The sequence below is a fragment of the Caulobacter sp. AVps16 genome (assembly GCF_058681455.1).
The window spans coordinates 926,834-951,414 of record NZ_CM178739.1 but is presented as its reverse complement, the minus strand read 5'-3'; the positions used below and the strand labels follow the sequence as shown (position 1 = coordinate 951,414).

Below are 24,581 nucleotides of genomic sequence, written 5' to 3'. Positions count from 1 at the left end.
GTTTCGCTGCGGAAGGAAAGAGGGCGCGCTAGACCCCGGTGATCGCCTGGCCGAACGCAATCAGATTGCCGTCCGGAGCCACGACCAGCAGTTCGCGCTGGCCATAGGGCTTGTCGGCGGGTCCGTGGACGTCTCCGGGCGGCAAGGTCTCAAGGCGCGGCTTCAGCTCGTCATACAGGGCGTCAACGTCGCGGACATCGACATAGTAGCAGAAGCGGCGGTTGCCTGGCGGCGCGCCGGCTTCACCCTGACCGGCCTGAATGCGGATTCCCGCCCCTTCCCGCTCGACATAGGCATAGTCGCCTGACCGGTAGTGGGTCTGGAACCCCAGAAAGTCGTTGAAGAAGGTCAGCGCCGGCTCAAGCTCGGGCACATGCATGAACGGCGTGATCTGGATGAAGTTCGACACGGTCTCGCCCCCCATGACAGGCTTGATCAGGCGCTCCCCGAGCGCCTGATCAAGCTTGGTATCAGAGCCCGAACAGCGCCCGGGGCATCAGTCCGATCAGGGATCCGGTCAGACAGGTCGCCAGGAAACCGGCCATCATCGCCTTCCAGACCAGGCCCAGCACTTCCTGCCGGCGCTCGGGCACCAGCACACTGAAACCGGCCACGTTCATGCCGACAGACCCGATATTGGCAAAGCCGCACAAGGCATAGGTCATGATCATCCGGGTCCGTTCATCCAGCAGGGCCTCGCCCGTCTGGGACATCTGGATGAAGGCGGTGAACTCGGTGAGGATCAGCTTGACGCCCAGCAGGCCGCCGGCCGTGCCGGACTCTTCCCACGGGATGCCCATCGACCAGGCCAGAGGGGCGAAGACCACGCCGAGGCCGCGGGCGATGCTCAGCGGCTGGCCGCCGACGTCCGGCAGAGCAGCCAGGCCCTTGTCGACCATGGTGGCCAGGGCCACGAACACGATCAGGGTGGCACCGATGTTCAGGGCGATCTGCAGGCCGTCGGTCGTGCCCTTCATGACGGCGTCGATGGAGCTGCCATAGGTCTTGTCGTCGATGTTGAGATCCAGGCTGGAGACCTTCTCCAGCGGATCGGCCGGCACGATGATCCTGGCCAGCAGCACCCCGGCCGGGGCCGAGATGATCGAGGCGGTCAGGACGTGGGCGGCGGCATTGGGCAGCACATCGGCCAGGATGGTGACATAGGCCACCATGGTGGAGCCGCTGACGCAGGCCATACCGACCGCGATCAGCATGAACAGTTCCGACCGCGACAGCTTGTCGAGATAGGCGCGGATAAAGATCGGACCCTCGATCTGACCCATGAAAATCGTGGCGGCGGTGGCCAGGGCCGGCGGGCCGCGCAGGCCCAGGGTCTTCTGGAACACGAAGCCGAAGCCCTGAGCGGCCCACTTCAGGATCTTCCAGTGCCACAGCAGCGCCGACAGGGCACAGACCACGAGGATCACCGGCAGGACACGGAAGGCGAAGATGAAGCCCAGACCCGGATTGCTGACCGGATAGGGCTGGTCGCCCCCCGCCAGGAAGCCGAAGATGAACATGGTGCCGGCCTGGGTCGAGGCCGACAGACCCTCTACCGCGCCATTGACCCCGCGCAGCAGGGCCTGGGCCTGGGGCAGCCCGAACAGCAGCAGGACGAGTCCGACCTGGACGACGATCGCACCAATGGCCAGCACCCAGGGAAAGCGCTTGCGGTTTTCGGAGACCAGCCAGCAGAGGCCGAGGGTGAGCGCCAGACCCGCGAGGGCTTGAACGTTCTCGGGAAGAAACATCAAGACAGAAGAACCTTTGAACTCGGCGACGCCCCCGCGACGTCCGCCAGAGGGCGAGATTGACACCAAGTATGCGGTGAGAGGCAAGCGGCTTGCACCAGACCGGCCGCGAGGAGCAGGCCGTCTGCCCGCCGCCAAGGCATCGCAGCGATCCGGCCGCGACGATCGCGGCCAGGATTTGCCTTACCCCGATTTAACTTGGCCGTTCGCCGATCACCGCTATTGCTGCAACTCTCGATTGGGGGAGCATTGTTCGCATGTCGCTGGCCTTGGCCACATTGCTGTATGAGTGGCGTCGCTACATGGCGGCGGTCGTCGCCTTGGCGTTCTCCGGTCTGCTGGTCCTGGCCCAGGTCGGGATGTTCGTCGGTATCGGCAAGGGCTTTACCGCCCAGATCGACCGGGCCCGCGCCGATATCATGGTGCTGGGCCCCGGTGCCAAGGCGCTGTTCGGCGGCCCGTCCGGCTTGCCGCGGCGCATGATCCCGCTGGTCTACAGCCATCCTGAAGTGACCCAGGTCGCGCCCCTCGACGGGTCCGGCGGCCGGTTCCAGAACATCCTGTCTCCCGAGGAGCAGGCCAAGATCGACGCCCGCACCAAGGCCGCGGCCAAGGGCGGCAAGCAGGCCGGCGGCGAAGGCGGTGGTCGCAAGACCGAGTTCGTCAACGTCACCGTGATCGACGCTATCCCGGGCTATGTAACCGTACCGACCGACTACACCCAGTCGATGGTCGAGGCCTTGCGCCAACCCTATGCCGTGGCCGTCGACCAGACCGCGCTGAAGCGCCTGGGCGTCAAGAAGGGCGACAAGGCGATCTATAACGGCAAGACCATTACAATCGCCGTGGTCACCACAGGCTACCCCAACATCATCCAGCCGACCCTGGTGATGTCGCGCGACACCCTCCGGATGCTCGGCGAGGCGGACACCGGCCCTCGGGTCGCCCCACTGATGGTCCAGATTCGGGATCCCGCTCGTGCCGAAATCGTGGCGGCGCAACTCAACAAGAAGGGCGACGGCAAGTTCCGCGCCTGGACCCGTCAGGAACTCGCCGACGCCAACTCCAGCGCCATGCTGGATGACCAGATCATCGGCATCATGCTGGGCTTCTCGGCCTTCCTGGGCCTGCTGATCGGCGTGGCCATCACTTGGCAAACCCTGCGCGGCGCGATCATGGCCAATATCAAGGAATTCGCCAGCCTGCGCGCCCTCGGCGTGTCGATGGGCGACCTGCGCAACATCGTCATGGAGCTGTCCTTCTGGGTCGGCATCGTCGGGGTCGGGGCCGCTGGTCTGCTGACCTGGCTGGTCACCCTGCTGGCCAGCGCCGGCGGCGTGCCGATGTATTTCCCGCCCAGCTTGATCATCACCGTCGCGGTCTTCCTCGTGTTGATCGCCATGCTCTCCGGCTTCCTGTCGCTGGGCATCCTGAAGAACAGCCAGCCCGCGGACCTGCTGCGATGAGCAATGATCACAGCCACCTGCGCGGCCAGAGCGCCCTCTCGGCCCAGGGTCTGGTCAAGCGGTTCAAGACCGGCCGGACCTTTATCGAGGTGCTCAAGGGCGTGGATTTCGACGCCAGGCATGGCGACGTGACCATGGTCATGGGCCCCTCCGGCTCAGGCAAGTCGACCCTCGTGGCCGCCCTGTCCGGTCTGCTCAAGCCCGACGAGGGCAAGGTCACCGCTCTGGAGGCCAATGACCTCTGGTCGCTGTCGGCCGGCAAGATCGACCGCTTCCGCCTGGACCACTGCGGCTTCATCTTCCAGGGCTTCAACCTGTTCCCGGCCCTCACCGCCAAGCAACAGGTCATGACCGTTCTGAAGTACCAGAACGTCGGTCCCGGCGAGGCCTCGCGCCGCGCCCAGGCCGCCCTGGAGTCGGTGGGCCTTGGCCCGCGCGTCAATCAGCGGCCTTCGGAACTTTCAGGCGGCGAGAAGCAGCGCGTGGCCATCGCCCGCGCCCTGGCCAAGAACCCGAACCTGATCTTCGCCGACGAACCGACCTCGGCCCTCGACGGCAAGAGCGGTGAAATTGTCATCAAGCTGCTGCGCGCGGCCGCCACCGAGCGTGGCGCGGCGGTGATCTGCGTGACCCACGACCCGCGGTTGGAGGCCTATGCCGACCGCGTCATCCACATCGAAGACGGCCGGATCCTGGACGACGTGCGTAGAACGCCCGACGCCAATCCCGGTCCGCTCAGCCACTGACCTTTTGGGGAAACTGATATGTTCGGCTTTCTGCGCCGCCCGATGTTCTGGATCGTCATCGTCGTGCTCGCCGTCGGCGGCGGCGGCTTCTTCTATATGAAGGGCCAAGCGGCCGAGAAAAAGAAGAAGCTCGAAGCCGCCGCCAAGATGGAGGAACCCTCCCCCTACGCGGCCATCGCTAACGGCAAGGCTGATGTCGAAGGCGGCATCATCCAGGTTGCCGCGCGGCGCGGCGGCGTGGTCGAGGCCGTCTATGTCCAGGAAGGCGATGTGGTCGTGAAGGACCAGATCCTGGCTCGCCAGCAGAGTGACGAGGGCCGCCTGGCCGTCGAACGCGCCAATGCCGAGGTCGCCCAGGCCCGCGCTTCCCAGAACGCCACCCGCGTTCAACTGGCCACCGCCCAGCGCGAGCATGCCCGCCTCAGCAAGCTGACCGCCAGCAACTTCGTGGCGGGTACGCGTGTGGATGCCGCCTCTGACGCCATCGCCAATGCCCGCGCCACCCTGGCCGCCCAGGAGGCCCAGATCGCCACCGCCATCGCCCGCAAGAACGAGGCACAGTACAACCTCGAATTGACCGTGATCCGCGCGCCGATGAATGGCCGTATCGCCCGCCGCTACGCCAATCCCGGTGCCGGTGCCTCGACGCTGAACGTGTCCAACATGTTTGACCTCGAGCCTGACACCCAGCGCATCGTCCGTGCCGAGATCGTCGAGGCTGACATCCCCAATGTCGCCGTGGCCCAGGAAGTCGAGATCCAGCCGGAAGGTGATCCCGACAAGGTCTATGTCGGCAAGGTCCTGCGCCGTGCCGCCGTGTACGGAGCTCGCAAGCTGGCCTCCGACGACCCCAGCCAACGCAGCGACGAACGCGTGGTCGAAGTCGTGGTCAGCGCCGACGGTGCCCCGCTGCTGGTCGGACAGCGCGTGCTGGTCAAGTTCATGAAGCCCGGCAAGAAGGCCGGCGTGAAGCGCGCGAAGGCGACCGCGCCCGTCGGCGGCGGCATGACCAAGCCGAACTAGGCCAACGACGCCAAGAGCCAAAGAGACGCCGGGCGGATCTCCGCCCGGCGCCTTGCATTCAGCTCAGGCCTTCCACGCTCTCAGGCGCAGTGCATTGCCGATCACGCTGACCGAGCTGAGCGCCATGGCCAGGGCCGCCAGCTGCGGCGTCAGGGTGAGGCCGAAGGCGGGATACAGCGCCCCGGCCGCAATCGGCACGCCGGCGGCATTGTAGACAAAGGCAAACGCCAGATTTTGCCGGATATTGCGCATCACGGCCCGCGACAGCGAGCGGGCCCGGACAACGCCCATCAAGTCGCCATTCAGCAGGGTCACACCAGCCGCCTCCATGGCCACGTCCGCGCCACTGCCCATGGCGATGCCGACATCGGCGACGGCCAGGGCCGGGGCGTCATTGACGCCATCCCCTGCCATGGCGACCGATGCGCCCTCGGCCTTGAGGCGCTTGACGACCTCGGCCTTGCGATCCGGCAGAACCCCGGCCTCCACCTCATCAATACCCAGGGCGCGGGCCACGGCCATGGCGGTGACCTGATTGTCCCCTGTCATCATCAGCACGCGAACGCCCCGGTCCTTCAGGGCCTTGATTGCCGCGCGGCTGGACGGGCGAATGGGATCCTTGATCGCCAGTAGCCCGGCGGCCACGCCGTCCAGGGCCACGAAAACCACCGTCGCCCCCTCGCTTCTAAGCGCATCAGTACCTTTGGCCAGATCGCCGACCGCGATCTTCAGTTCGGCCATATAGGGCTCGGCTCCAATCGCGACGCGGCGCCCCTCGACAAGGCCGGTCACGCCGCGGCCTACGGGCGAGTCGAAGTCGGCGACCTCGGCCAGGGGCAGCTTGCGCGCCTCGGCGGCCTCAACGATGGCCTTGCCGAGCGGATGCTCACTGCCGCGCTCCAGGCTGGCGGCCAGGCGCAGGAGCTCGTCCTCAGGCACGCCGACAGGCTCGATGGCGCTCAGAACCGGCCGACCCTCAGTCAGCGTGCCGGTCTTGTCGACCACCAGCACGTCAATGCGTTCCAGGCGCTCCAGTGCCTGGGCGTCCTTCAGCAGAATACCCGCCTGGGCACCGCGCCCGACCCCGACCATGATCGACATCGGCGTCGCCAGGCCCAGGGCGCAGGGACAGGCGATGATCAGCACGCCCACAGCCGCAACCAGGGCGTTGGCCAGGCGGGGCTGGGGCCCGACCAGAGCCCAGGCGGCGAAAGCCAGGACGGCGGAGGCGAGCACGATGGGCACGAACCAGGCCGCGACCCGATCCGCCAGCCGCTGGATCGGCGCGCGCGACCGCTGGGCCTGGGCGACCATGGCCACGATCCGCGACAGCAGGGTGTCGGCCCCGACCCGCTCGGCCTTCATGACAAAGCCGCCGCTCTTGTTGATCGCCCCGCCGACCAGCAGAGAACCCGGCTCCTTGAGCACCGGCATCGACTCGCCGGTCACCATGGCCTCGTCGACATGGCCACGCCCTTCCAGCACCACACCGTCGACGGGGATCTTCTCGCCCGGCCTGACCCGCAGCCGGTCGCCCACCAGAATGGCGTCGATGCCAACCTCGGCGTCCTGTCCGTCGGCGCCGATGCGCCGGGCCGTGCGCGGGGCCAGGTCCAGCAGGGCGCGAATGGCGCCACCGGTGCGCTCGCGGGCCCGCAACTCCAGCACCTGGCCCAGCAGCACCAGGACGGTGATCACCGCTGCGGCCTCGAAATAGACCGGCGCCTGTCCGTGGTGGCCCTTGAAGCTGGCGGGCAGCAGATGCGGTGCCAGGGTCGCGACCAGCGAATAGAGATAGGCCGCGCCGGTTCCCAGGGCGATCAGGGTGAACATGTTGAGGCTGCGCGCCAGGATCGACGCCCAACCGCGCTGGAAGAACGGCCAGCCGGCCCAGAGGACCACCGGCGAGGCCAGCGCCAGCTGGATGAAAGCGTTGGCGCGGTCTCCCCACGGCGGCATAAGGCCGAACAGGTGTGCGCCCATGTCCAGCACGAAGACCGGCGCCGTCAGCACCAGTCCGAACCAGAAGCGACGGGTCATCTCGCCCAGCTCGCCATTGGGCGCGGCGTCCAGCGTGGGAGTTGCGGGCTCAAGGGCCATGCCGCACAGGGGACAGGCGCCGGGACCGACCTGGCGCACCTGCGGGTGCATCGGACAGGTATAGATCGTCCCCGCCGGAGCGGCCTCGGCTTTCTCCGGCTGTGCGAAGGTGTAACGCTCGGGTTCGGCCACGAACTTCGCCTCGCACCCGGCCGAGCAGAACCGGTAGGTCTCGCCGCCATGGCTGGCGCTGTGCTTCACCGTCGCCGGGTCGACAGACATCCCGCAGACCGGATCGCGCGACATGGCGACCGTCGTTGCGGGAGCGCCGCCCCCGCAACAGGCATGCGGCTTGCCAGAGGGGGCGTGGTCATGGGGGGACATGTGGACTTCTCCTGAGGAGCTGGTGCCGCTATATACCCCCAGAGGGTACATCATCAAGTACCCCCAAGGGGTATCCGATGCAGCCTGACACCAAGGCCTCCGCCATGAAACGCCTGAACCGTATTGAGGGTCAGGTGCGCGGGATCACAAAGATGATCGACGACGACCGCTACTGTATCGACGTGATCACCCAGATCTCAGCGGTCCAGGCCGCCCTGCGCCGGGTGGAGGAAGAGATCCTGCGCGATCACGTCACCCATTGCGTGGAACACGCCATCCAGAGCGGCAACCCGGAGTCGCAGCGCGAGAAGGTCGCCGAGCTGATCGCCGTACTTGCCCGTAGCGGCCGTTGACCTGACGTCTTGACGCCTCCCCTCCCGCGCCGCACAAACGCGCCAAACCAAACACGTGTTTGAGGGAGACTAGGGCATGTCGGACATCCGTTTTGACGGCAAGGTGGCGATCGTTACGGGCGCGGGTGGTGGCCTGGGTCGACAGCACGCCCTGGAACTGGCCCGTCGCGGCGCCAAGGTGGTCGTCAATGATCTGGGCGGCAGCGTCGACGGCTCGGGCGGCTCGTCCGAAGCGGCCCTGAAGGTAGTCGAGGAGATCAAGGCGTTCGGCGGCGAAGCCATCGCCCACGGGGCCTCGGTGACCGACGACGCCGGCGTCGCCGACCTGGTCAAGACCACGATGGAGACCTGGGGCCAGATCGACATCCTGATCGCCAATGCCGGCATCCTGCGCGACCGCACCCTGACCAAGATGGAACTGGCCGACTTCGAGGCGGTCATGCAGGTCCACGTCTGGGGCACCTTCAAGCCGATCAAGGCCGTCTGGGACATCATGAAGGCCCAGAACTACGGCCGCATCGTCGTCACAACCTCATCGTCGGGCATGTACGGCAATTTCGGCCAGTCGAACTATGGCGCGGCCAAGATGGCGGTGCTCGGCCTGATGAACACGCTGAAGCTCGAAGGTGCCAAGAACAACATCAAGATCAACGCCATCAGCCCGGTCGCCGCCACCCGCATGACCGAAGGCCTGATGCCGCCGGAAGTGCTCGCCAAGCTGGCCCCCGAGGCCGTGACGCCGGGCGTGGTCTATCTGGTCTCGGAAGACGCGCCGACCGGTGCCATCCTGACCGCCGGGGCCGGGGCGTTTGCCCTGTCGCGGATCTATGAGACCGAGGGCGTCTATCTCAACGACGGCGACCTGTCGGCCGAAGGCATCCGCGACCACTGGGACCAGATCACCGGCGAAGACGGCCAGAAGGCCTATTTCAACGGCGGCGAGCAGGGCCAGAAGTTCTTCCGCAAGATGGCCGGCGGCTAGAGCAGCTCATCACCAAAGCGAAACAGGAAAACGGGGCCCCAGCGGCCCCGTTTTTTTTATCCGGCGATCCGGGTCCACAAGGCCTTGGCTGCGCCAGTGAAGGCCCGGGCCGCAGCACTCTCCGGCTTGCCCAGCACCACGGGTACGCCGCCATCGCCGCCTTCACGGACGGCAAGCTCGATAGGAACTTCCGCCAGAACCGGCACACCGAGTACCTTGGCCTCGGCGACGCCGCCGCCGGTGCCGAAGATCGGGATCGGCGCACCCGTCGTCGGGTCGGCGAAAAAGGCCATGTTCTCGATCAGGCCCAGGATCGGAGTTGCGGTCTTGCCGAACATGATGGCCGCCCGGCGCGCGTCAATCAGGGCGATCTCCTGCGGCGTGGTCACCAGAACCGCGCCATCGATGCGCAGCTTCTGGACCAGGGTCAGCTGAACGTCTCCGGTGCCCGGCGGCAGGTCGACGACCAGGACATCCAGCGGCGTTGCTTCGGAACCCCAGGCCACATCGTGAATCATCTGACGGACGGCGGACGACGCCATGGGTCCCCGCCAGATCATCGCCTTGTCTTCGTCGACCATGAAGCCGATCGACATGATCTTGATCCCGTGAGCCTCCAGGGGCTGAAGCTTGCCGTCCTCGAAGCTGGGTTCGCCATTGACGCCCATCATGCGCGGCCCGGACGGGCCATAGATGTCGGCGTCCAGCAGACCAACCTTCAGGCCCATGGCGTGGAAGGCGCAGGCCAGGTTGGTGGCGACGGTGGACTTGCCCACCCCACCCTTGCCGGAGGCGACCGCGATCACGTGGCGGACATGAGCCGGCTTTTCGGCTTCGGGCGGCGGAACCATGCGCGCCTGGGGGTCTTCACTGACCCTCGCGCCCTTGCGCACCCGCGTCGCGCCCTCGGCGGCCTGGGCGGTCAGGACCACCTGGGCGACGTCAATGCCCGGCAAATCGGCCAGGACCTTTTCGGCGGCCGCCCGAACCGGCCCATAGGCAGCGGCACTAGACGCCGGAACCTCAAGCATGAAACCGGCGCGGCCATTGCGGACCACCAGTCCCTGCACCAGGCCAGCCGCCACCAGGCCCTGGCCGGAGACCGGATCAATGACCCGATCCAGGGCCGCTCGGGCCGCGTCGGAAGAGATGGAAGCGGCGTCGGTCACGTCAATGCCTTGCCATGTGGAGTGGGGGTCCTCATATCCGCGTGTGGGGCTTGATTTACAATCCCCGCTGAAAATCAAAAGTCGACGGGAAGACAACGCCGCCCATGCCGTGGAACGACAATGCTGGCCCTGGTCCCTGGGGTTCACCGCCGACAAACGGCGACAAGGATGATGCCCCCCGCCCGGGCCCGCGCCGCCCCTCTGGCGGCCCCCGCGACCCCCAGACGCCGATCGACCTGAATCAGGTCCTCGAAGAGCTGACGGCACGTGTGCGCGGCTATTTCGAAGGACCAGATCGTCCTCGCGCCATCGCCACGGCCGCCAGCGCCGTCGTGGCCCTCTGGGCGGTGACCGGGATCTATGTCGTCCAGCCTAACCAGCAGGGCGTGGTCAGTACCTTCGGGGCCTATTCGCGCGTCGCCAATCCAGGCCTGCGCTATCACCTGCCCTTCCCGATCGAGGCCGTCGAAAAGGTCTCGGTCAGCGAAATCCGCACCACCGACATCGGCGGCTCGGGTGTCGACGGCGGCGAAGAGCGGCTCATGCTGACCAGTGACGAGAACATCGTCGACCTCGCCTTCTCGGTGCAATGGCGCGTATCAGACGCCCCAAAATATCTGTTCAATGTCCGCGATCCAGACAGCGTCATCCGTGCGGTCGGCGAGAGCGCCATGCGCGAAGTGGTCGGCAAGACGGCCCTGACGCCGATTCTGACCACGGGCCGCGGCCAGCTCCAGCTGGAGGCCGAACGCCTGATGCAGCAGATCCTGGATCGCTATGATGCCGGGGTCTTCGTCGAAAGCGTGCAGATCCAGACGGCCACGCCGCCGCCGCCGGTGATCGACGCCTTCCGCGATGTCCAGCGCGCCAGCCAGAACGCCCAGTCCGCCGCCAACGTCGCCCGCGGCCAAAGCGCCCAGATCGTGCAACAGGCAAAGGGTTATCGCGAGCAGGTCGTGCGTGAGGCCGCCGGTGAGGCGGCCCGCTTCAACCAGATCTATGACCAATACAAACTGGCCCCGGCGGTGACGCGCGAGCGCCTCTATCTCGAGACCATGCAGCGCGTACTGGCCAATTCCAACAAGGTCATCATCGACAGCAAGGGTGCCAGCGCCCCGGTGATCCTGCCGCCTGACGCCTTCCGTCCCAAGAACGCCACCGTGGTCAAGTCCATCGACGGAGACGTGCAATGATCCGTCCGCAAAACCACCTCACCGCCATCGGGGCCGCCGCCGGTGCCCTACTCCTGTTGCTGGGCTCCACCGTCTACCAGGTTGACCAGCGCCATCAGGCCCTGGTCATCCGCTTCGGCGATCCGATCCGGGTGGTCCACACGCCAGGCCTGCACCTGAAGGCGCCGTTCCTGGATCGGGTCGTCAAGTTCGACAACCGCAACATCGCCCTGAACGCCGACCAGGAAGAGGTCATCGCCGCCGACCAGGAACGTCTGGTGGTCGACGCCTTCGTCCGTTACCGGATCAGCGACCCGCGCCAGTTCTACAAGACCCTGGGCGACGAGACCAAGGCCAAGGACCGGCTGGAGCGCATCGTCAACGCCTCGCTGCGCCAGACCATCGGCCGCGCAAATTCCGAGGAAGTGATCGCCGGCAAGCGCGCCGTGATCATGGCCGCCATTCGTGACGAGGTCGGCCGACAGGTGAAGGCCTCGAACCTGGGCGTCCAGATCATCGACGTCCGCATCCGTCGCGCCGACCTGCCCGAAGCCAACCAGAAGGCGGTGTTCGAGCGCATGCAGACGGCTCGCCAGCAGGAAGCCGCCCAGCTTCGCGCTATCGGCGAGCAGCAGAAGCGCGAAATCGTGGCCACCGCGACCGAAGAAGGCGAGAAGATCCGGGGTGAAGGCGATGCTCGCCGCGCCGAGCTCTTCGCCTCCAGCTTCGGCCGCGACCCCAATTTCGCGGCCTTCTATCGTTCGATGCAGGCCTATGAGGCGTCCCTTGGCAAGGGAGATGCCACCCTGGTGCTGTCGCCCGACAGCGCCTTCTTCAAGTACTTCCAGCGCGGACCGCAAGCGCAGTAAGAACCAGGGCCGCGAGAGTCTCTCGCGGCCCTTTTTCCTTCCGGAAGGTCCCATGCGCCGCACCGTCCTTCTGGCCTGTCTGCTTGCCTGGCTGACAGCGACGCCCGTGTTCGCCGCCCCGCTGGATGTGCGGGTCGTGGTGGTCACCGCCTTCGAGATTGGCGAGGACACCGGTGACAAGGCCGGCGAGTTCCAGGCCTGGGCCGACCTCATGCCTCAGAAGGTCTCGTTTCCAACGGGTTTTCGCGACCTGCGCTATGATCCGACCCGCAAGGTCCTGCTGCTGTCGACCAGCATGGGGACCAACCGCGCGGCGATCTCGACCATGGCCCTTGGCCTGGATCCGCGCTTTGACCTGTCGAAAAGCTACTGGCTGATAGCAGCCATTGCCGGGGTCAATCCCAACCAGGGGTCCGTGGGCTCCGCCGCCTGGATCGGCACGGTGATCGACAGCGACTTCGGCTATGCCATCGATCCGCGCGAAACACCCAAGGCCTGGAGCACCGGCCAGATCCCGTTCGACCGCAAGGCACCCTTCCAGACCCCTGCCCCGGCCAGGCCGAACTACAACCTGTTTCAGCTCAATACCGGCCTAAGGGACTGGGCCTTCGATCTGACCGTGCGCTCTGCCATTCCGGACAACGCCGCCCTGAAGGCCCTGCGGGCACCCTATGTCAACCTGCCCAGGGCCCAGACGCCGCCGGCGGTGCTCAAGGGCGACGAGGTCAGCGGTCAGGCCTTCTGGCACGGCGCGATCCTCAACCAGCACTATGAGGCCTGGGCCAATTACTGGACCGGCGATCAGGACGGCTTCGTGATGACGGGCATGGAAGACACGGGCGTGCTGGCCGCCATCGACGCCCTGGGCCGCGCCGGTCGGGCCGATCCGTCGCGGGTGCTCGTGCTGCGAACCGCCAGCAACTACACGACCCCGCCGCCCGGCGGCGACGCGGCGATCAATCTACTGGGCGACCACACCGGCGTGCCGGCCCTGCAATCGGCGCTGGATGCGGCCTTCAAGATCGGCCGCGTGGTGGTCGATGAGCTGACCGGAAACTGGTCGCGCTATGCGAACGCCGTTCCCGCCGGCCGCTGAAGCCCGAAGCATTCAGACCGACGCCTTCAACAGGTCCAGCACCACGTGCAGGCTGTCTGCAATGTGGACGCACTTGTCATGCATCTCTTCATTGGGATCGAGGATGTCGGGCACCATCACGGTCATCATGCCCGCCGCGTGGGCAGCGCGGACGCCGGCATGGGAGTCTTCCAGCGCCAGACAGTGGGCGGGATCGACGCCCAGCCGGCGGGCGGCTTCCAGATAGGGATCAGGATGCGGTTTGTGACGCACGACATCGGCGTTGGCGACCACGGCGTTGAACCGGCTCAGCAGGTCAAAGCGCCCCAGATACTTTTCGACCGACACCATGCCGTTGGACGTGGCGATAGCGCAGGGCAGGCCCAGGTCATCCAGATGGTCGAGAATCTCGATCACCCCGGCCTTCAACTTGGTTTCGGCTTCCAGCAGGTCCTCGACGTCGCTCCAGACGCGCTCGAAATAGGCCTGGATCGGAAAGTCCTCGCCATAGAGTTCGCGCAGCAGAATGGCACTCTCGGGGTTGGTCTTGCCCACCATTGACGCATAGATCTCGCCGGTGAAGACCACGCCGAACACTGAGCCGGCCTCGATCATGGCGGCGCGATAGACGATCTCCGTGTCCAGCAGCAGCCCGTCCATATCGAAGATCACCGCCTCGACGCGGCGCGGGAAGCTCATGCAACGAACTCCGAGGCCTTGTAGCCCTGGAAGTAGAGTAAGGCGGTGAGGTCGGCGTGATCGACCTTGGCGTGGGCCTGAGCGGCAACGATGGGCTTGGCGCGATAGGCAACGCCCAGACCGGCAGCCTCGATCATCGCCAGGTCATTGGCTCCGTCGCCAACGGCAAGAGCGTCGGCGGGGGTCAGGCCCAGGGCGGCTGTTTCTTCCCGCAGGGCGGCCAGCTTGGCCTCCTTGCCCAGGATAGGGTCGCCCACCTGTCCGGTCAGCTTGCTGCCTTCTTCGATCAGGGTATTGGCGCGGTTGAGGTGGAACCCCGCAGCCTCGGCCACCCGGCTGGTGAAGAAGGTGAACCCGCCCGAGACCAGGGCACATCGGGCCCCGTGGGCGGCCATGGTCCTGACCAGGGTCTCGGCTCCGGGATTGAGCCGTACGCGCTCGTCGTAGCAGGTCTGCAGGGCGTCGACCGACAGGCCGCTCAGCATGCCGACCCGTTCCCGCAGAGCCCCCTCGAAGGCCAGTTCGCCGCGCATGGCGCGCTCGGTGATCTCGGAGACCTTGTCCTTGACGCCCGCAAAGTCGGCGAGTTCGTCCAGGCACTCGACATTGATGATGGTCGAGTCCATGTCGGCGATCAGCAGGCGCTTCCGGCGGTTCTCGACCGGCTGGATGGCGATATCGACCGGCAGGCCAACGAGCGCCGCCTCCAGTGCCGGGATGTCGCCTCCGTCGAAGACGAAGTCGCAGGCCAGAGGGCCCAGCGGCGCAGGACGGGTGGACAGGGCCGCCTCGACGCGCGACACGGCTTGAGCGTATGCGGCGGGGTCAGCCCCCACCACGGTGAGGACGGTCGGGATCATGGAGAGCTTGGACATCGCGCCCCGCATCTGGCTGATCGCCGGCCCGACCGCAAGCGGCAAGTCTGCCTTTGCCCTGCGTCTGGCCCAGGAAATCGGCGGCGAGATCGTCAATGCCGACTCCATGCAGATCTATGCCGGCCTGCGCGTCCTGACCGCCGGTCCCTCGCCCGACGAGGCCGCGGCGGTTCCGCACCATCTGTTCAGCACGGTCGACGCGGCCCAGTCCTGGTCGGTCGGCAAGTGGCTGGAAGCGGCCATGGTCGCCCTCCGAGACATAGATCATCGCGGCAAGCCTGCCGTCGTCGTCGGCGGCACCGGCCTCTATTTCCGGGCCCTGACCCACGGCCTGGCCGACGTGCCGGCGGTCTCGGAAACCCAGCGTGAAATCTCCGGCCTGCTCTATGCCGCCCAGGGCGAGGCAGAGTTTCGGGAAGACCTTCGCAAGCTTGATCCCGAAGCGGCCGATCGGATCGAGATCGGCGACCGCCAGCGGCTCCTGCGCGCCCACGCCGTCGCAGTGGCCACCGGCCGGTCCCTGACCGAATGGCAGAACGACACCCGGCCCTCCCTGGCGCCCGGCAGCTGGAAGGGTGTGGTCCTGGATCCGCCCCGCGCCGACCTCTATGCCCGCTGTGATGCCCGCCTTGGGGTCATGGTGCAGAACGGAGCGCTGGAGGAGGTTGCGGCCATGGAGGCCCGCGGCCTCAACCCTGCCCTGCCCGCGCTCAAGGCCCTCGGCTACCGCGAGCTGGCAGCCCACCTGCGCGGGGACACCAGCCTGGACGCAGCAGTGGACGCGGCCCGTCAGGAAACCCGCCGCTATGCCAAGCGCCAGTTGACCTGGTTCAGGAACCAGACTCCCGACTGGCAGCGGGTTTAGTTGCCGAACCGCCGATCACAAGGAACGCCCATGTCCGACCTCAACGACCTCGCAGAACGCGTTGCCGAGCGCCTGATCGCCCGGGGCGAAACCGTCGCCATCGCGGAGTCCTCGTCGGGGGGCCTGATCTCGGCCGCGCTGCTGGCGGTACCAGGCGCATCAAAGTTCTATGTCGGCGGGGCCGTCGTCTATACCGCCCGGGCCCGGCTGACCCTGATGGATATCCCGCAAAAGGCCATGGACGGCCTGCGCTCCGCCAGCGAGCCCTATGCCCTGCTGCTGGCCCGCGTCGCGCGGACCAATCTGAAAGCCACCTGGGGCCTGTCCGAAACCGGGGCCGCCGGACCGGACGGCAATCGCTATGGCGACCTGCCGGGCCACACCTGTGTGGCCGTCAGCAGCGCTGAGACCTCGGGCAGCGCCACCCTGGAAACCGGTAGCGACAACCGGCCCGCCAACATGCAGGCCTTCGCGGTGGCGGCGCTGAAGCTGCTGCTCGATACACTGGAAGCCTAAATCGGGACAATAAGGCACATCCTTGCCGCCAACCCCGCCTTGACGGCCCTTCGAACGCATGGCATCACCCTTTCCGTAGCTTTGGAGCAAGACTCGTGCGCAAAACCATGATCGTACTTATGGAGCGGCTGTCCGCGGTGTGACCTCGAAGTCACGTCGTAGTTCAGTCGCGCGCGCAAAGGTCCTTCGGGGCCTTTTTTCTTTTCTGCCCCGCCCTTCCCGCATCCCCTACGGACCACCGCCATGACCGCCCACCAGACCATCGAGAGCACCGCTCCCGCCGAAACCGCCGACCGCGCCATGACCGGCGCCGAGATCGTGGTTCGCGGCCTCGTGGACCAGGGCGTCGAGGTGCTTTTCGGCTATCCGGGCGGTGCGGTTCTGCCGATCTATGACGCTCTGTTCCACGAACCACGCCTGCAGCACATCCTGGTCCGCCATGAACAGGGCGCGACCCACGCGGCTGAAGGCTATGCGCGCAGCTCGGGCAAGCCGGGCGTGGTCCTGGTCACCTCGGGCCCGGGCGCGACCAATGCCATCACCGGCATCATGGACGCCCTGATGGACTCGATCCCCATGGTCGTCATCACCGGCCAGGTTCCCACCCACCTGATCGGTACCGACGCCTTCCAGGAAGCCGACACCGTCGGCATGACCCGCTCGTGCACCAAGCACAACTATCTGGTCAAAGATGTCCGCGACCTGCCGAAGATCATCCATGAGGCCTTCAAGATCGCCACGACGGGCCGCCCCGGCCCGGTGCTGATCGACATCCCCAAGGACGTCCAGTTCGCCAAGGGCGAATACTACGGCCCCAATGAGGTCGCCTCGACCCACGCCTACAGCCCCAAGACCAAGGGTGAGGCCGGCCGGATTGCCGAGGCCGCCAAGCTGATCGCCCAGGCCCGCCGGCCGATCTTCTATACCGGCGGCGGTGTGATCAATGCCGGCCCCCGGGCCAGCGCCCTGCTGCGCGAGTTCCAGGCCCTGACCGGCGCGCCGGTCACCTCGACCCTGATGGGTCTGGGGGCCTTCCCGGCTGCGGATCCGGCCTGGCTGGGCATGCTGGGCATGCACGGCACCTTCGAAGCCAACAACGCCATGCACGATTGCGACGTGATGATCTGCGTCGGGGCCCGGTTCGACGATCGGGTCACCGGCCGACTGGATGCCTTCTCGCCGGGCAGCAAGAAGATCCACATCGATATCGACCCCTCATCGATCAACAAGAATGTCCGGGTCGATCTGCCGATCATCGGTGACGCCGCCAGCGTTCTGGAAGACCTGATCGCCGCCTGGAAGGCCGCCGGGCATCAGCCCAACAAGGCCGCCCTGTCGGACTGGTGGGCCCAGATCGACACCTGGCGCGCCCGCCAGTGCCTGAGCTATCGCGGCTCGGACACCACCATCAAGCCACAGCACGCCATCGAGCGGCTCTACGCCCTGACCAAGGATCGTGACAGCTACATCACCACAGAGGTCGGCCAGCACCAGATGTGGGCGGCGCAGTTCTATCGCTTCGAAGAACCCAATCGCTGGATGACCTCGGGCGGCCTCGGCACCATGGGCTATGGCCTGCCTGCTGCCATCGGCGTGCAACTGGCCCATCCGAAGTCCCTGGTCATCGACATCGCCGGCGAAGCCTCGATCCAGATGTGCATCCAGGAACTGTCGACGGCGATCCAGTTTGACCTGCCGGTCAAGATCTTCATCCTGAACAATGAATGGATGGGCATGGTTCGCCAGTGGCAGCAGCTGCTGCACGGCGAGCGCTACAGCCACTCCTATTCCGACAGCCTGCCCGACTTCGTGAAACTGGCCGAGGCCTATGGTGCTGTCGGCATCCGGTGCAGCGATCCGGCGGAGCTGGACGACAAGATCCTGGAGATGATCAACAGCGACAAGGTCGTGGTTTTCGACTGCCGGGTCGAGAAGAACGAAAACTGCCTGCCGATGATCCCCTCGGGCAAGGCCCACAACGAGATGATCATGGGCGAGGTCGAGGATATCGGCAATGTCATCGGCGCGGCCGGGGCGGGGCTGGTCTGAGCCTCCTTTTCGCCCCTTCCTTCATTCCATGCTTAGAAGCGACCTCATGACCAACGCCCCTGCCGCCTCCGGTTCTGCCTACGACATGCCCACCGCTGCACAGGTCGAGCAGACGGCGACCTTCGCCCTGCTGGTCGACAATGAGCCGGGCGTGCTGCATCGCGTAGTCGGCCTGTTCGCCGCCCGCGGCTACAATATCGAGAGCCTCACGGTCGCCGAGACCGACCACAAGGCCCATACCAGCCGCATCACCGTGGTCACGCGTGGCACGCGCCAGGTTCTGGACCAGATCGAGGCCCAGTTGAACAAGGTGGTCAATGTCCGCCGCGTGCACGACGTGACGCGCGATCCCAACGGCGTCGAGCGGGAGTTGGCCCTGGTCAAGGTCCGGGGCTCCGGTGCCGATCGGGTCGAGGCCCTGCGCATCGCCGACATCTTCCGGGCCAAGCCGGTGGACACCACCCTGGAAAGCTTCGTGTTCGAGATTTCGGGTGCTCCCTCCAAGATCGACAAGTTCCTGGACCTGATGCGCCCGCTTGGCCTCGTTGAACTTTCCCGCACGGGCGTGCTCTCGATCGAGCGCGGCTTCGAAGGCATGTAGCCCTCGGGCGCCAGGACCAAATTCCCGGTAAGCCTTCCCTCTGCCAACCAAACGGCCTATATTGAAAAGGTCCGGTCTCGGCCGGACTATGGGGATAAACGCGCACGTAATAAGCGGACTGGACCCGGGTGCGATTCCCGGCGGCTCCACCAATCTCTTCCGGGTTATCACGGAACTGCATGGGGCCGATCAGCATCGACAGACGTGTAAAGGTGTTATGCTTTCTCTCGGCGTGGCTCACCGTTTCGGGCCGCTAAACTAAATGCGAACGATAACTTCGCTGAAGAGTTCGCCATCGCCGCGTAATGCGGTGCGGGTGATCTCGCCTCTTAAGTCCTAGGGGTTCAGATCCCTAGGCGGGGCCCGGAGGGAGCCTGCCAACAGAATCCCTCCACTTCCAAAAGTGGCAGCCGAGGCTCCCTCCTCTCTTTGAGGGGGGTATGGGGGAGCCTGCCAACAGAATCCCTCCACTTCCAAAAGTGGCAGCCGAGGCTCCCTCCTCTCTTTGAGGGGGGTATGGGGGAGCCTGCCAACAGAATCCCTCCACTTCCAAAAGTGGCAGCCGAGGCTCCCTCCTCTCTTTGAGGGGGGTATGGGGGAGCCTGCCAACAGAATCCCTCCACTTCCAAAAGTGGCAGCCGAGGCTCCCTCCTCTCTTTGAGGGGGGTATGGGGGAGCCTGCCAACAGAATCCCTCCACTTCCAAAAGTGGCAGCCGAGGCTCCCTCCTCTCTTTGAGGGGGGTATGGGGGAGCCTGCCAACAGAATCCCTCCACTTCCAAAAGTGGCAGCCGAGGCTCCCTCCTCTCTTTGAGGGGGGTATGGGGGAGCCTGCCAACAGAATCCCTCCACTTCCAAAAGTGGCAGCCGAGGCTCCCTCCTCTCTTTGAGGGGGGTATGGGGGAGCCTGCCAACAGAATCCCTCCACTTCCAAAAGTGGCAGCCGAGGCTCCCTCCTCTCTTTGAGGGGGGTATGGGGGAGCCTGCCAACAGAACCCCTCGACTTTCAGGCTTCACAAAAATTGTAACGCGTCAGGCAGAACCGGCACCTTTGCCGAAGGGCCATGACGCGCTAGGCTGGTCCCCTTGTTTCAGTTCCCAGTTTCTTGACGGACCGCAATGGCCCCCACCAATCCGCCTGAAGACCTTATGCAATACGAGGCCATGGCCCAGGACGCCCTGCGTGGCGTCGTCAAGGCGGCCCTGAAGAAGGCGGCGGCCCCCGGTGGCCTGCCCGAACCGCATCACCTCTACATCACCTTCAAGACCCAGGCCGCAGGCGTCTCGGGTCCGCAGGATCTGTTGGGCAAGTATCCCGACGAGATGACGATCATCCTGCAGCACCAGTATTGGGACCTGGCACCGGGCGAGACCTTCTTTTCCGTCACCCTGAAATTTGGCGGCCAGCCCAAGCGCCTGTCCGTGCCCTATGCGGCCGTGACCCGCTTCTATGATCCGTCGGTGCAGTTTGCCCTGCAGTTTGAAGCGCCCGATATCCTGCCGCCGGAACCTACGGTCGAGCCTGAACCGGAAGCGCCGACCGATGGCAGTGGCGGCGATGACACGCCCAAGATCATCTCCCTCGATCAGTTCCGGAAGAAATAGCCGGTGAGCGACGTTGCGGCGGACGAGCCTCAAGCTCTGACTGACGAGGCCATCCTCGCGCGGTTCCGCGCATCCAAGAATGCCCCGTCGGGGTCCCGCACCCTGGGCTTTCAGCTGCTGGCCGTGCGTCAGGCTGACCGTGAGGTCGAGGTCGGCTTCGAGGCCCGGGCCGACCTGCTGTGCAATCCGATGGGGCAGATCCAGGGGGGCTATGTCTGCGCCATGCTCGACGAGTGCATGTCGGTGGCCGGCATGATCAGCTCGGGCATGACCCATGTGGTGCCGACCCTGGAAATGAAGACCAGCTTCCTGCGCCCCGCCCTGCCCGGTCCGCTTCGGGGCGTCGGCCGGGTGGTCAAATGGGGCAAGACGGTCTGCTTCACGGAAGGCGAGCTCTATGATGACCAGGGCCGGTTACTGGCCAAGGCGTCCGGAACAGCCATCCCGACCCCTTTCGCCCGGTTCAAGAAATAGGGACAGGCCATGCGAGGCGCGACAGGCATCATTGTCAGCGTTCTCCTGCTCGGCCTCACCTCGTTTGCGCGCGCGGAAGCGCCGTTTTCCCGCTGGTCAGCGGTAGTTGTGGCCGGCGACTGGCACGCCCACTCCGGCGGGCCGACGGAAGCTTTCGACAATGCCCGGCGCGACGTCGCCCTGACCCTCGCCGAGATCGGTTTCGACCCCGTGTCCGTGCACCAGTTCTCGGTACGACCCGGTCGTTATCCGGCCACGACGCCCGGACCGTCTGATCCGCGTTCCATCCACGCCCGCCTCAAGCAGAGCGCCCAGAGCGCCAAGGCCGGCTGTCTCTTCTACATAAGCACCCATGGCAGCCCTGACGGGGCCTTGCTGGGCGAAACGATGCTGCGACCACAGCTTCTGGCCGCCATGATCGACGATGCCTGCCCGTCTCGCCCCAGCGTCGTGGTCATCTCGGCCTGCTTTTCCGGCGTCTTCATACCCGCACTGAAGAAGCCCGACCGCATGATCCTGACGGCCGCCCGCCCAGACCGGGCCTCGTTCGGGTGCGGCGAGAGCGACAAATATCCTTTCTTCGACGACTGCTTCCTGTCTTCGGCGCAGGGAGCCCGGGATTTCATGGCCCTGGGGACTGCCGTACAGGCCTGCGTCGCGCGCAAGGAGGCCGAGACCGGGGCTGAACCGGCGTCCGAGCCCCAGATGTGGATTGGTCCGGCCTTGCGCCCGTTCCTTCCCCTCTACGCCTTCGAGCGGTCAAAGCCGCCTTCGCCCTGACAGTGTCCCCAGCAATAGGGTCGCAGGTCGCACGGCGCTCTTTGATCGTGATGCGAGGCGCCCTAGAAGTCAGCTGAAGTCATACTGCCTGGGGGTCGGCCTTTGACGTCGCGCTTTTCGTCCCGAGCCGCTCTTGTTGCGGTCATGATCGGCTTCCTGGCCTCGGCGGTTTCCGCAGAGGCCCAGGACCTCGCGCCTCCACCGCAGCCACCACCCGTCGCCGCACCAGTGGTGGCCGCGGAGGGCCCCAGGCCCTATGCCAGCCTCAATCGGCGTGTGCGGCCACGCCCACCAGCGGTCCGGCGGGTGGCCAAGGTGGCGACACCTGCACCCGTGGCCAGTCTCGCCCCGACCGTCGCCGGCGTTACGCCCCTGCCTGCGGCCGAACTGGAAGCCTTTGTCGACGGCCTGATCCGCCGCAGCATGGTCGAGGACCATATCGCCGGCGCGACCATCGCCGTCGTCCAGAACGGCCAGGTCGTGCTGAAGAAGGGCTATGGCGTCGCCAGTCTGAAGGGCCGCCGCGCCGTCGATCCCGACAAGACCCTGTTCCGGATCGCCTCGATCTCCAAGACGTTCACCTGGATCACCCTGATGAACGAGATCGAGGCCGGCCGCATGCGGCTGGATGGCCCGGTCAATCTCTATCTTCCCGAGCCCCTTCAGGTGCGCGGCAAGGACAAGGCACCCGTCCTGCTGCGTCACCTGATGACCCATACCGCCGGTTTCGAAGATCGCGCCCTGGGCCAGTTGTTTGAACAGGACTGGACGCGCGTCCGCCCGCTGAACGACTACCTGCGTCAGGAGCGGCCCCGTCGGGTGCGTGAGCCCGGCGTCCTTCCCACCTACTCCAACTACGGTGTGGCCCTGGCCGGAGCCGCCGTGGCCAATGTCACGGGCAAGCCCTTTGAGCAGCTGGTCGCCGAGGAGATCATTTTTCCGGCCGGCATGACCCGTACGACCTTCCGCGATGCCCGCCCCTGGCGCGACGACCTTCCGGCACCGATGTCGCCCGAACTGGCCGCCGACCGGTCGGCGGGGTTTCGCTGGACGGAGCTGGGCTGGCGCGAGCAGGCTCCGGAAATGACCGGCCATATCGCGCCTGCGGGGGGGGCCTCGTCTACGGCTGCCGACATGAGCCGCTACATGATGCTGCTGCTCGGCAGGGGCACGATTGACGGCAAGACGATCTATTCGCCGCGCACCGCAGACGCTTTCCGCACCTCGATGTACCGTCCGGCCCCCTATGCATCCGGCTGGAATGCGGGCTTCCAGGACATCCCCCTGCCCGGCGGCTATCGCGGCCTTGGTCATAACGGGGCCACCCTTTGGTTCTTCTCCAATCTTGTGGTGGTTCCAGACCTGGGACTGGGTGTCTTCGTGGCCGTGAACACCGATACCGGTGCCGAACTGCCTTCCGTCGTACCCTCGGCGATCATTGAGCGGTTCTATGCGCTGCCCCCCGCAATCCCGACGACCCGCCCCCTGAGCGCGGAAGCCGCCCGGATCTATGAAGGCGATTATCTGGGCACCCGCCGCGCCTATCGTGGCCTTGAGGGCTTCATTGGCCGCATGACCCAGCGGGCCGAGGTACGCGTGACCCCGGATGGTCAACTGGCCGTTCTGCGGGACGGACAATCCAGCCTTTGGAACGCCACGGACAAGCCTGGCGTGTTCAAGGCCAACGACAGCGCCCAGACCCTGGTTTTCGAGGTCTCTGACGGACGCGCGACGCGCTTTTTCGGCACCCCGGCCTTTGCCGCCTATGAACGCATCGGTTTCCTTATGAGCTCGGGCCTGATGACCTGGATTCTGACCCTGTCTGGCATAGCCGCCGTCGCCACCCTGGTCGGGATCTTTGTGCGCGACCGTCGCGAGACCCGTCAGACCCCGACCCAGGCCCGCGCCAATCTGATGCAGACCACCCAGGCGACGCTGTGGCTGATTGCCCTGAGCTGCGTCGGCGCGTTCCTGGGCAAGTCGAACGACATCGCCTGGGTGTTCTATGGCTGGCCGAGCGGCTGGCTGGTGACAGCCTCGGCCTGCTGCCTCGTCGCCAGCGTCCTGACCGCCATCACCCTGGTCATGTCTCCCGTGGTCTGGCGCGGCGGTCGGCGCGTCGACAGCTGGACGACGCTTCGCAAGCTCGCCTTCACCTTCACCGCCCTGCTCTATACCGTCCTGGCGATCCTGCTGGCGGTGTGGAACTTCCTGTTGCCGTGGAGCGGCTGATCAGTCTCGGCCGGCGCTGAAATTGCACCGTTCTCCCAGGAACGATCCTTGGGAGGGGATGACGTGTCAAAGCAGGACGTTTTGGTGTTTGGCGGCGCCGGCCTGGGGGCCTGGCTCGCGGCGACGGCATTCTATGCCGCCTTCGGTGCAGGCGTTCTGGAGAGCGCCTTCTGGTTCTACGCCCTCAATGCCTTCGCGGCGGCGGCCTTTGTGACCTTTGTCTTCCAGGCTTCGGCACGGCTGCGGCACATCAAGCGGGGCAAGCGCATGCTGCCCATGCTGACCTTCGCCGCCCCGGGCCTGATGGCCAGCGCTGTGGTGATCGGCCGGTTCGATCTGCTGATGCCCGCGTCCGATCCGGTCAGTGTGGGTCGGTACGGGGCCTTCCTGATGGTGCTGTTCACGGCCCTGGCGGCTTCAGCCTTCGAGCGTGCGCCTCAGAAGGCCTGACTCGCGCTTGCGCACGAGGATGATGATCCGTTCGCGATCCCCCGGCCGGCGCTCGACCAGTAGCCGGCCGACCTGGGCGTCGTCGTGAAAGGCATAGCCCTTGATGGAATCCAGCAGGGCCTTGGCCAGGTTGTCCAGGTCCATCCAGGGCGGCTCGCCGACAAACTCCATGAAGATATCGACCTCGAACTCGCCCCAGGCCGGCCGCGCCCCGCGCCAGACCTTGCGGAAAAACTCGTAGATCAGTGGCTTGTAGTACTTGCCCTGGGTGGTCAGGCCATCGACCTCGAGGATCAGTTCGCCATTCGCCTCGCGGGCGCGCACCTTGCCATGCTGGATCCAGCTGTCGTTCATCCGCGCCTCATAAGCCCTAACGGCTTTGCAGTCTTGTCCCCCATTCGCTAAA

Annotated in this window: 24 protein-coding genes and 1 other RNA gene; 18 read left to right on the top strand and 7 right to left on the bottom strand. The window is 65.9% G+C overall.

The annotated features are described in order from the left end of the window. Nucleotides 1-28: 28 nt before the first annotated feature. Nucleotides 29-409 (bottom strand): bleomycin resistance protein, encoded by a 381-nt coding sequence (locus tag ACW17U_RS04545; protein ID WP_492055011.1) that lies wholly within the window; start codon nt 407-409, stop codon nt 29-31. Nucleotides 410-470: 61 nt separating this feature from the next. Continuing rightward, nucleotides 471-1,751, bottom strand: a complete 1,281-nt coding sequence (locus tag ACW17U_RS04540) for a NupC/NupG family nucleoside CNT transporter (protein WP_492055687.1) — start codon at nt 1,749-1,751, stop codon at nt 471-473. 257 nt (nt 1,752-2,008) lie between these two features. On the opposite strand from ACW17U_RS04540, the gene ACW17U_RS04535 reads away from it, so the two are divergent. Genes ACW17U_RS04535 through ACW17U_RS04525 form a run of 3 tightly spaced genes read left to right on the top strand, consistent with a single transcriptional unit; the run spans nt 2,009 to nt 4,986 of the window. Then, nucleotides 2,009-3,217 (top strand): ABC transporter permease, encoded by a 1,209-nt coding sequence (locus ACW17U_RS04535; RefSeq protein ID WP_062147636.1) that lies wholly within the window; start codon nt 2,009-2,011, stop codon nt 3,215-3,217. After that, complete coding sequence (locus ACW17U_RS04530) at nt 3,214-3,963, top strand: ABC transporter ATP-binding protein (protein ID WP_062147638.1); 750 nt, start codon at nt 3,214-3,216, stop codon at nt 3,961-3,963. Before ACW17U_RS04535 ends, ACW17U_RS04530 begins: the two co-directional genes overlap by 4 nt. Before the next feature lie 18 nt (nt 3,964-3,981). After that, nucleotides 3,982-4,986, top strand: a complete 1,005-nt coding sequence (locus tag ACW17U_RS04525) for an HlyD family secretion protein (RefSeq protein ID WP_492055010.1) — start codon at nt 3,982-3,984, stop codon at nt 4,984-4,986. A gap of 63 nt (nt 4,987-5,049) precedes the next feature. Here ACW17U_RS04525 and ACW17U_RS04520 read toward each other — a convergent pair whose 3' ends face one another. After that, nucleotides 5,050-7,410 carry a heavy metal translocating P-type ATPase gene (locus ACW17U_RS04520; RefSeq protein WP_492055009.1) on the bottom strand — a complete coding sequence of 787 codons (2,361 nt, stop codon included), beginning with the start codon at nt 7,408-7,410 and terminating at the stop codon, nt 5,050-5,052. 77 nt (nt 7,411-7,487) lie between these two features. On the opposite strand from ACW17U_RS04520, the gene ACW17U_RS04515 reads away from it, so the two are divergent. Then, nucleotides 7,488-7,763, top strand: coding sequence for a metal-sensitive transcriptional regulator (locus ACW17U_RS04515; protein WP_062151623.1), 276 nt, complete (start codon nt 7,488-7,490; stop codon nt 7,761-7,763). Between the two features lie 76 nt (nt 7,764-7,839). Further along, nucleotides 7,840-8,745 carry an SDR family NAD(P)-dependent oxidoreductase gene (locus ACW17U_RS04510; RefSeq protein WP_492055008.1) on the top strand — a complete coding sequence of 302 codons (906 nt, stop codon included), beginning with the start codon at nt 7,840-7,842 and terminating at the stop codon, nt 8,743-8,745. A gap of 56 nt (nt 8,746-8,801) precedes the next feature. Here ACW17U_RS04510 and ACW17U_RS04505 read toward each other — a convergent pair whose 3' ends face one another. Next, a complete protein-coding gene (locus tag ACW17U_RS04505) occupies nt 8,802-9,896 on the bottom strand; it encodes an Mrp/NBP35 family ATP-binding protein (RefSeq protein WP_492055686.1) in 1,095 nt (364 codons plus the stop codon). Between the two features lie 122 nt (nt 9,897-10,018). Here ACW17U_RS04505 and hflK point away from each other — a divergent pair, with 122 nt between their 5' ends. Genes hflK through ACW17U_RS04490 form a run of 3 tightly spaced genes read left to right on the top strand, consistent with a single transcriptional unit; the run spans nt 10,019 to nt 13,051 of the window. Next, on the top strand, nt 10,019-11,107 hold the full coding sequence (gene hflK, locus ACW17U_RS04500) for an FtsH protease activity modulator HflK (RefSeq protein ID WP_062147652.1): 1,089 nt from the start codon (nt 10,019-10,021) through the stop codon (nt 11,105-11,107). Further along, a complete protein-coding gene (gene hflC / locus ACW17U_RS04495) occupies nt 11,104-11,955 on the top strand; it encodes a protease modulator HflC (RefSeq protein WP_062147654.1) in 852 nt (283 codons plus the stop codon). Before hflK ends, hflC begins: the two co-directional genes overlap by 4 nt. A 52-nt stretch (nt 11,956-12,007) precedes the next feature. Then, nucleotides 12,008-13,051, top strand: a complete 1,044-nt coding sequence (locus tag ACW17U_RS04490) for a purine nucleoside permease (RefSeq protein WP_492055007.1) — start codon at nt 12,008-12,010, stop codon at nt 13,049-13,051. A gap of 12 nt (nt 13,052-13,063) precedes the next feature. Here the strand turns inward: ACW17U_RS04490 and ACW17U_RS04485 are convergent, their stop codons facing one another. Both ACW17U_RS04485 and serB read right to left on the bottom strand, forming a co-directional pair. Beyond that, the gene (locus tag ACW17U_RS04485) at nt 13,064-13,729 is read right to left on the bottom strand and encodes an HAD family hydrolase (RefSeq protein ID WP_062147658.1); all 666 of its coding nucleotides are present in this window, start codon (nt 13,727-13,729) and stop codon (nt 13,064-13,066) included. Continuing rightward, the gene (gene serB, locus ACW17U_RS04480) at nt 13,726-14,604 is read right to left on the bottom strand and encodes a phosphoserine phosphatase SerB (RefSeq protein ID WP_492055006.1); all 879 of its coding nucleotides are present in this window, start codon (nt 14,602-14,604) and stop codon (nt 13,726-13,728) included. Before serB ends, ACW17U_RS04485 begins: the two co-directional genes overlap by 4 nt. Here serB and miaA point away from each other — a divergent pair. The 10 genes from miaA (at nt 14,585) to ACW17U_RS04430 (ending at nt 24,175) form a co-directional block, all read left to right on the top strand. Next, entirely contained in the window at nt 14,585-15,469 is an 885-nt protein-coding gene (miaA, locus tag ACW17U_RS04475) for a tRNA (adenosine(37)-N6)-dimethylallyltransferase MiaA (RefSeq protein ID WP_492055685.1), read from the top strand. The two genes, serB and miaA, sit on opposite strands and share 20 nt — an antisense overlap. Nucleotides 15,470-15,499: 30 nt before the next feature. Continuing rightward, entirely contained in the window at nt 15,500-15,985 is a 486-nt protein-coding gene (locus ACW17U_RS04470; RefSeq protein WP_492055005.1) for a CinA family protein, read from the top strand. Between the two features lie 243 nt (nt 15,986-16,228). Further along, nucleotides 16,229-18,034, top strand: a complete 1,806-nt coding sequence (locus ACW17U_RS04465) for an acetolactate synthase 3 large subunit (RefSeq protein WP_492055004.1) — start codon at nt 16,229-16,231, stop codon at nt 18,032-18,034. A gap of 46 nt (nt 18,035-18,080) precedes the next feature. Further along, on the top strand, nt 18,081-18,635 hold the full coding sequence (gene ilvN / locus ACW17U_RS04460; RefSeq protein ID WP_062147670.1) for an acetolactate synthase small subunit: 555 nt from the start codon (nt 18,081-18,083) through the stop codon (nt 18,633-18,635). A gap of 30 nt (nt 18,636-18,665) precedes the next feature. After that, nucleotides 18,666-19,031, top strand: a transfer-messenger RNA (tmRNA) gene (gene ssrA / locus ACW17U_RS04455). 722 nt (nt 19,032-19,753) lie between these two features. Continuing rightward, a complete protein-coding gene (locus tag ACW17U_RS04450; RefSeq protein WP_062147673.1) occupies nt 19,754-20,239 on the top strand; it encodes an SspB family protein in 486 nt (161 codons plus the stop codon). 3 nt (nt 20,240-20,242) lie between these two features. Next, nucleotides 20,243-20,713: a PaaI family thioesterase gene (locus ACW17U_RS04445; protein WP_062147676.1), complete on the top strand. Its 471-nt coding sequence runs from the start codon at nt 20,243-20,245 to the stop codon at nt 20,711-20,713. A gap of 9 nt (nt 20,714-20,722) precedes the next feature. Continuing rightward, the gene (locus ACW17U_RS04440) at nt 20,723-21,493 is read left to right on the top strand and encodes a C13 family peptidase (RefSeq protein WP_492055003.1); all 771 of its coding nucleotides are present in this window, start codon (nt 20,723-20,725) and stop codon (nt 21,491-21,493) included. Nucleotides 21,494-21,595: 102 nt separating this feature from the next. Then, on the top strand, nt 21,596-23,725 hold the full coding sequence (locus tag ACW17U_RS04435; RefSeq protein ID WP_492055002.1) for a serine hydrolase domain-containing protein: 2,130 nt from the start codon (nt 21,596-21,598) through the stop codon (nt 23,723-23,725). A gap of 63 nt (nt 23,726-23,788) precedes the next feature. Continuing rightward, nucleotides 23,789-24,175, top strand: coding sequence for a hypothetical protein (locus ACW17U_RS04430; protein WP_062147684.1), 387 nt, complete (start codon nt 23,789-23,791; stop codon nt 24,173-24,175). Here ACW17U_RS04430 and ACW17U_RS04425 read toward each other — a convergent pair. Then, nucleotides 24,143-24,529, bottom strand: a complete 387-nt coding sequence (locus ACW17U_RS04425) for a RusA family crossover junction endodeoxyribonuclease (protein ID WP_492055001.1) — start codon at nt 24,527-24,529, stop codon at nt 24,143-24,145. The genes ACW17U_RS04430 and ACW17U_RS04425 overlap by 33 nt on opposite strands. Between the last annotated feature and the right edge of the window lie 52 nt (nt 24,530-24,581).

Coding starts and splice junctions, on each gene's coding strand:
- ACW17U_RS04490 (WP_492055007.1), top strand. CDS start 12,008: ATGCGCCGCACCGTCCTTCTGGCCTGTCTGCTTGCCTGGCTGACAGCG.
- ACW17U_RS04485 (WP_062147658.1), bottom strand. CDS start 13,729: ATGAGCTTCCCGCGCCGCGTCGAGGCGGTGATCTTCGATATGGACGGG.
- ACW17U_RS04470 (WP_492055005.1), top strand. CDS start 15,500: ATGTCCGACCTCAACGACCTCGCAGAACGCGTTGCCGAGCGCCTGATC.
- serB (WP_492055006.1), bottom strand. CDS start 14,604: ATGTCCAAGCTCTCCATGATCCCGACCGTCCTCACCGTGGTGGGGGCT.
- ACW17U_RS04520 (WP_492055009.1), bottom strand. CDS start 7,410: ATGTCCCCCCATGACCACGCCCCCTCTGGCAAGCCGCATGCCTGTTGC.
- ACW17U_RS04465 (WP_492055004.1), top strand. CDS start 16,229: ATGACCGCCCACCAGACCATCGAGAGCACCGCTCCCGCCGAAACCGCC.
- ACW17U_RS04525 (WP_492055010.1), top strand. CDS start 3,982: ATGTTCGGCTTTCTGCGCCGCCCGATGTTCTGGATCGTCATCGTCGTG.
- hflK (WP_062147652.1), top strand. CDS start 10,019: ATGCCGTGGAACGACAATGCTGGCCCTGGTCCCTGGGGTTCACCGCCG.
- ACW17U_RS04450 (WP_062147673.1), top strand. CDS start 19,754: ATGGCCCCCACCAATCCGCCTGAAGACCTTATGCAATACGAGGCCATG.
- ACW17U_RS04510 (WP_492055008.1), top strand. CDS start 7,840: ATGTCGGACATCCGTTTTGACGGCAAGGTGGCGATCGTTACGGGCGCG.
- hflC (WP_062147654.1), top strand. CDS start 11,104: ATGATCCGTCCGCAAAACCACCTCACCGCCATCGGGGCCGCCGCCGGT.
- ilvN (WP_062147670.1), top strand. CDS start 18,081: ATGACCAACGCCCCTGCCGCCTCCGGTTCTGCCTACGACATGCCCACC.
- ACW17U_RS04530 (WP_062147638.1), top strand. CDS start 3,214: ATGAGCAATGATCACAGCCACCTGCGCGGCCAGAGCGCCCTCTCGGCC.
- ACW17U_RS04515 (WP_062151623.1), top strand. CDS start 7,488: ATGCAGCCTGACACCAAGGCCTCCGCCATGAAACGCCTGAACCGTATT.
- ACW17U_RS04440 (WP_492055003.1), top strand. CDS start 20,723: ATGCGAGGCGCGACAGGCATCATTGTCAGCGTTCTCCTGCTCGGCCTC.
- ACW17U_RS04540 (WP_492055687.1), bottom strand. CDS start 1,751: ATGTTTCTTCCCGAGAACGTTCAAGCCCTCGCGGGTCTGGCGCTCACC.
- ACW17U_RS04425 (WP_492055001.1), bottom strand. CDS start 24,529: ATGAACGACAGCTGGATCCAGCATGGCAAGGTGCGCGCCCGCGAGGCG.
- ACW17U_RS04535 (WP_062147636.1), top strand. CDS start 2,009: ATGTCGCTGGCCTTGGCCACATTGCTGTATGAGTGGCGTCGCTACATG.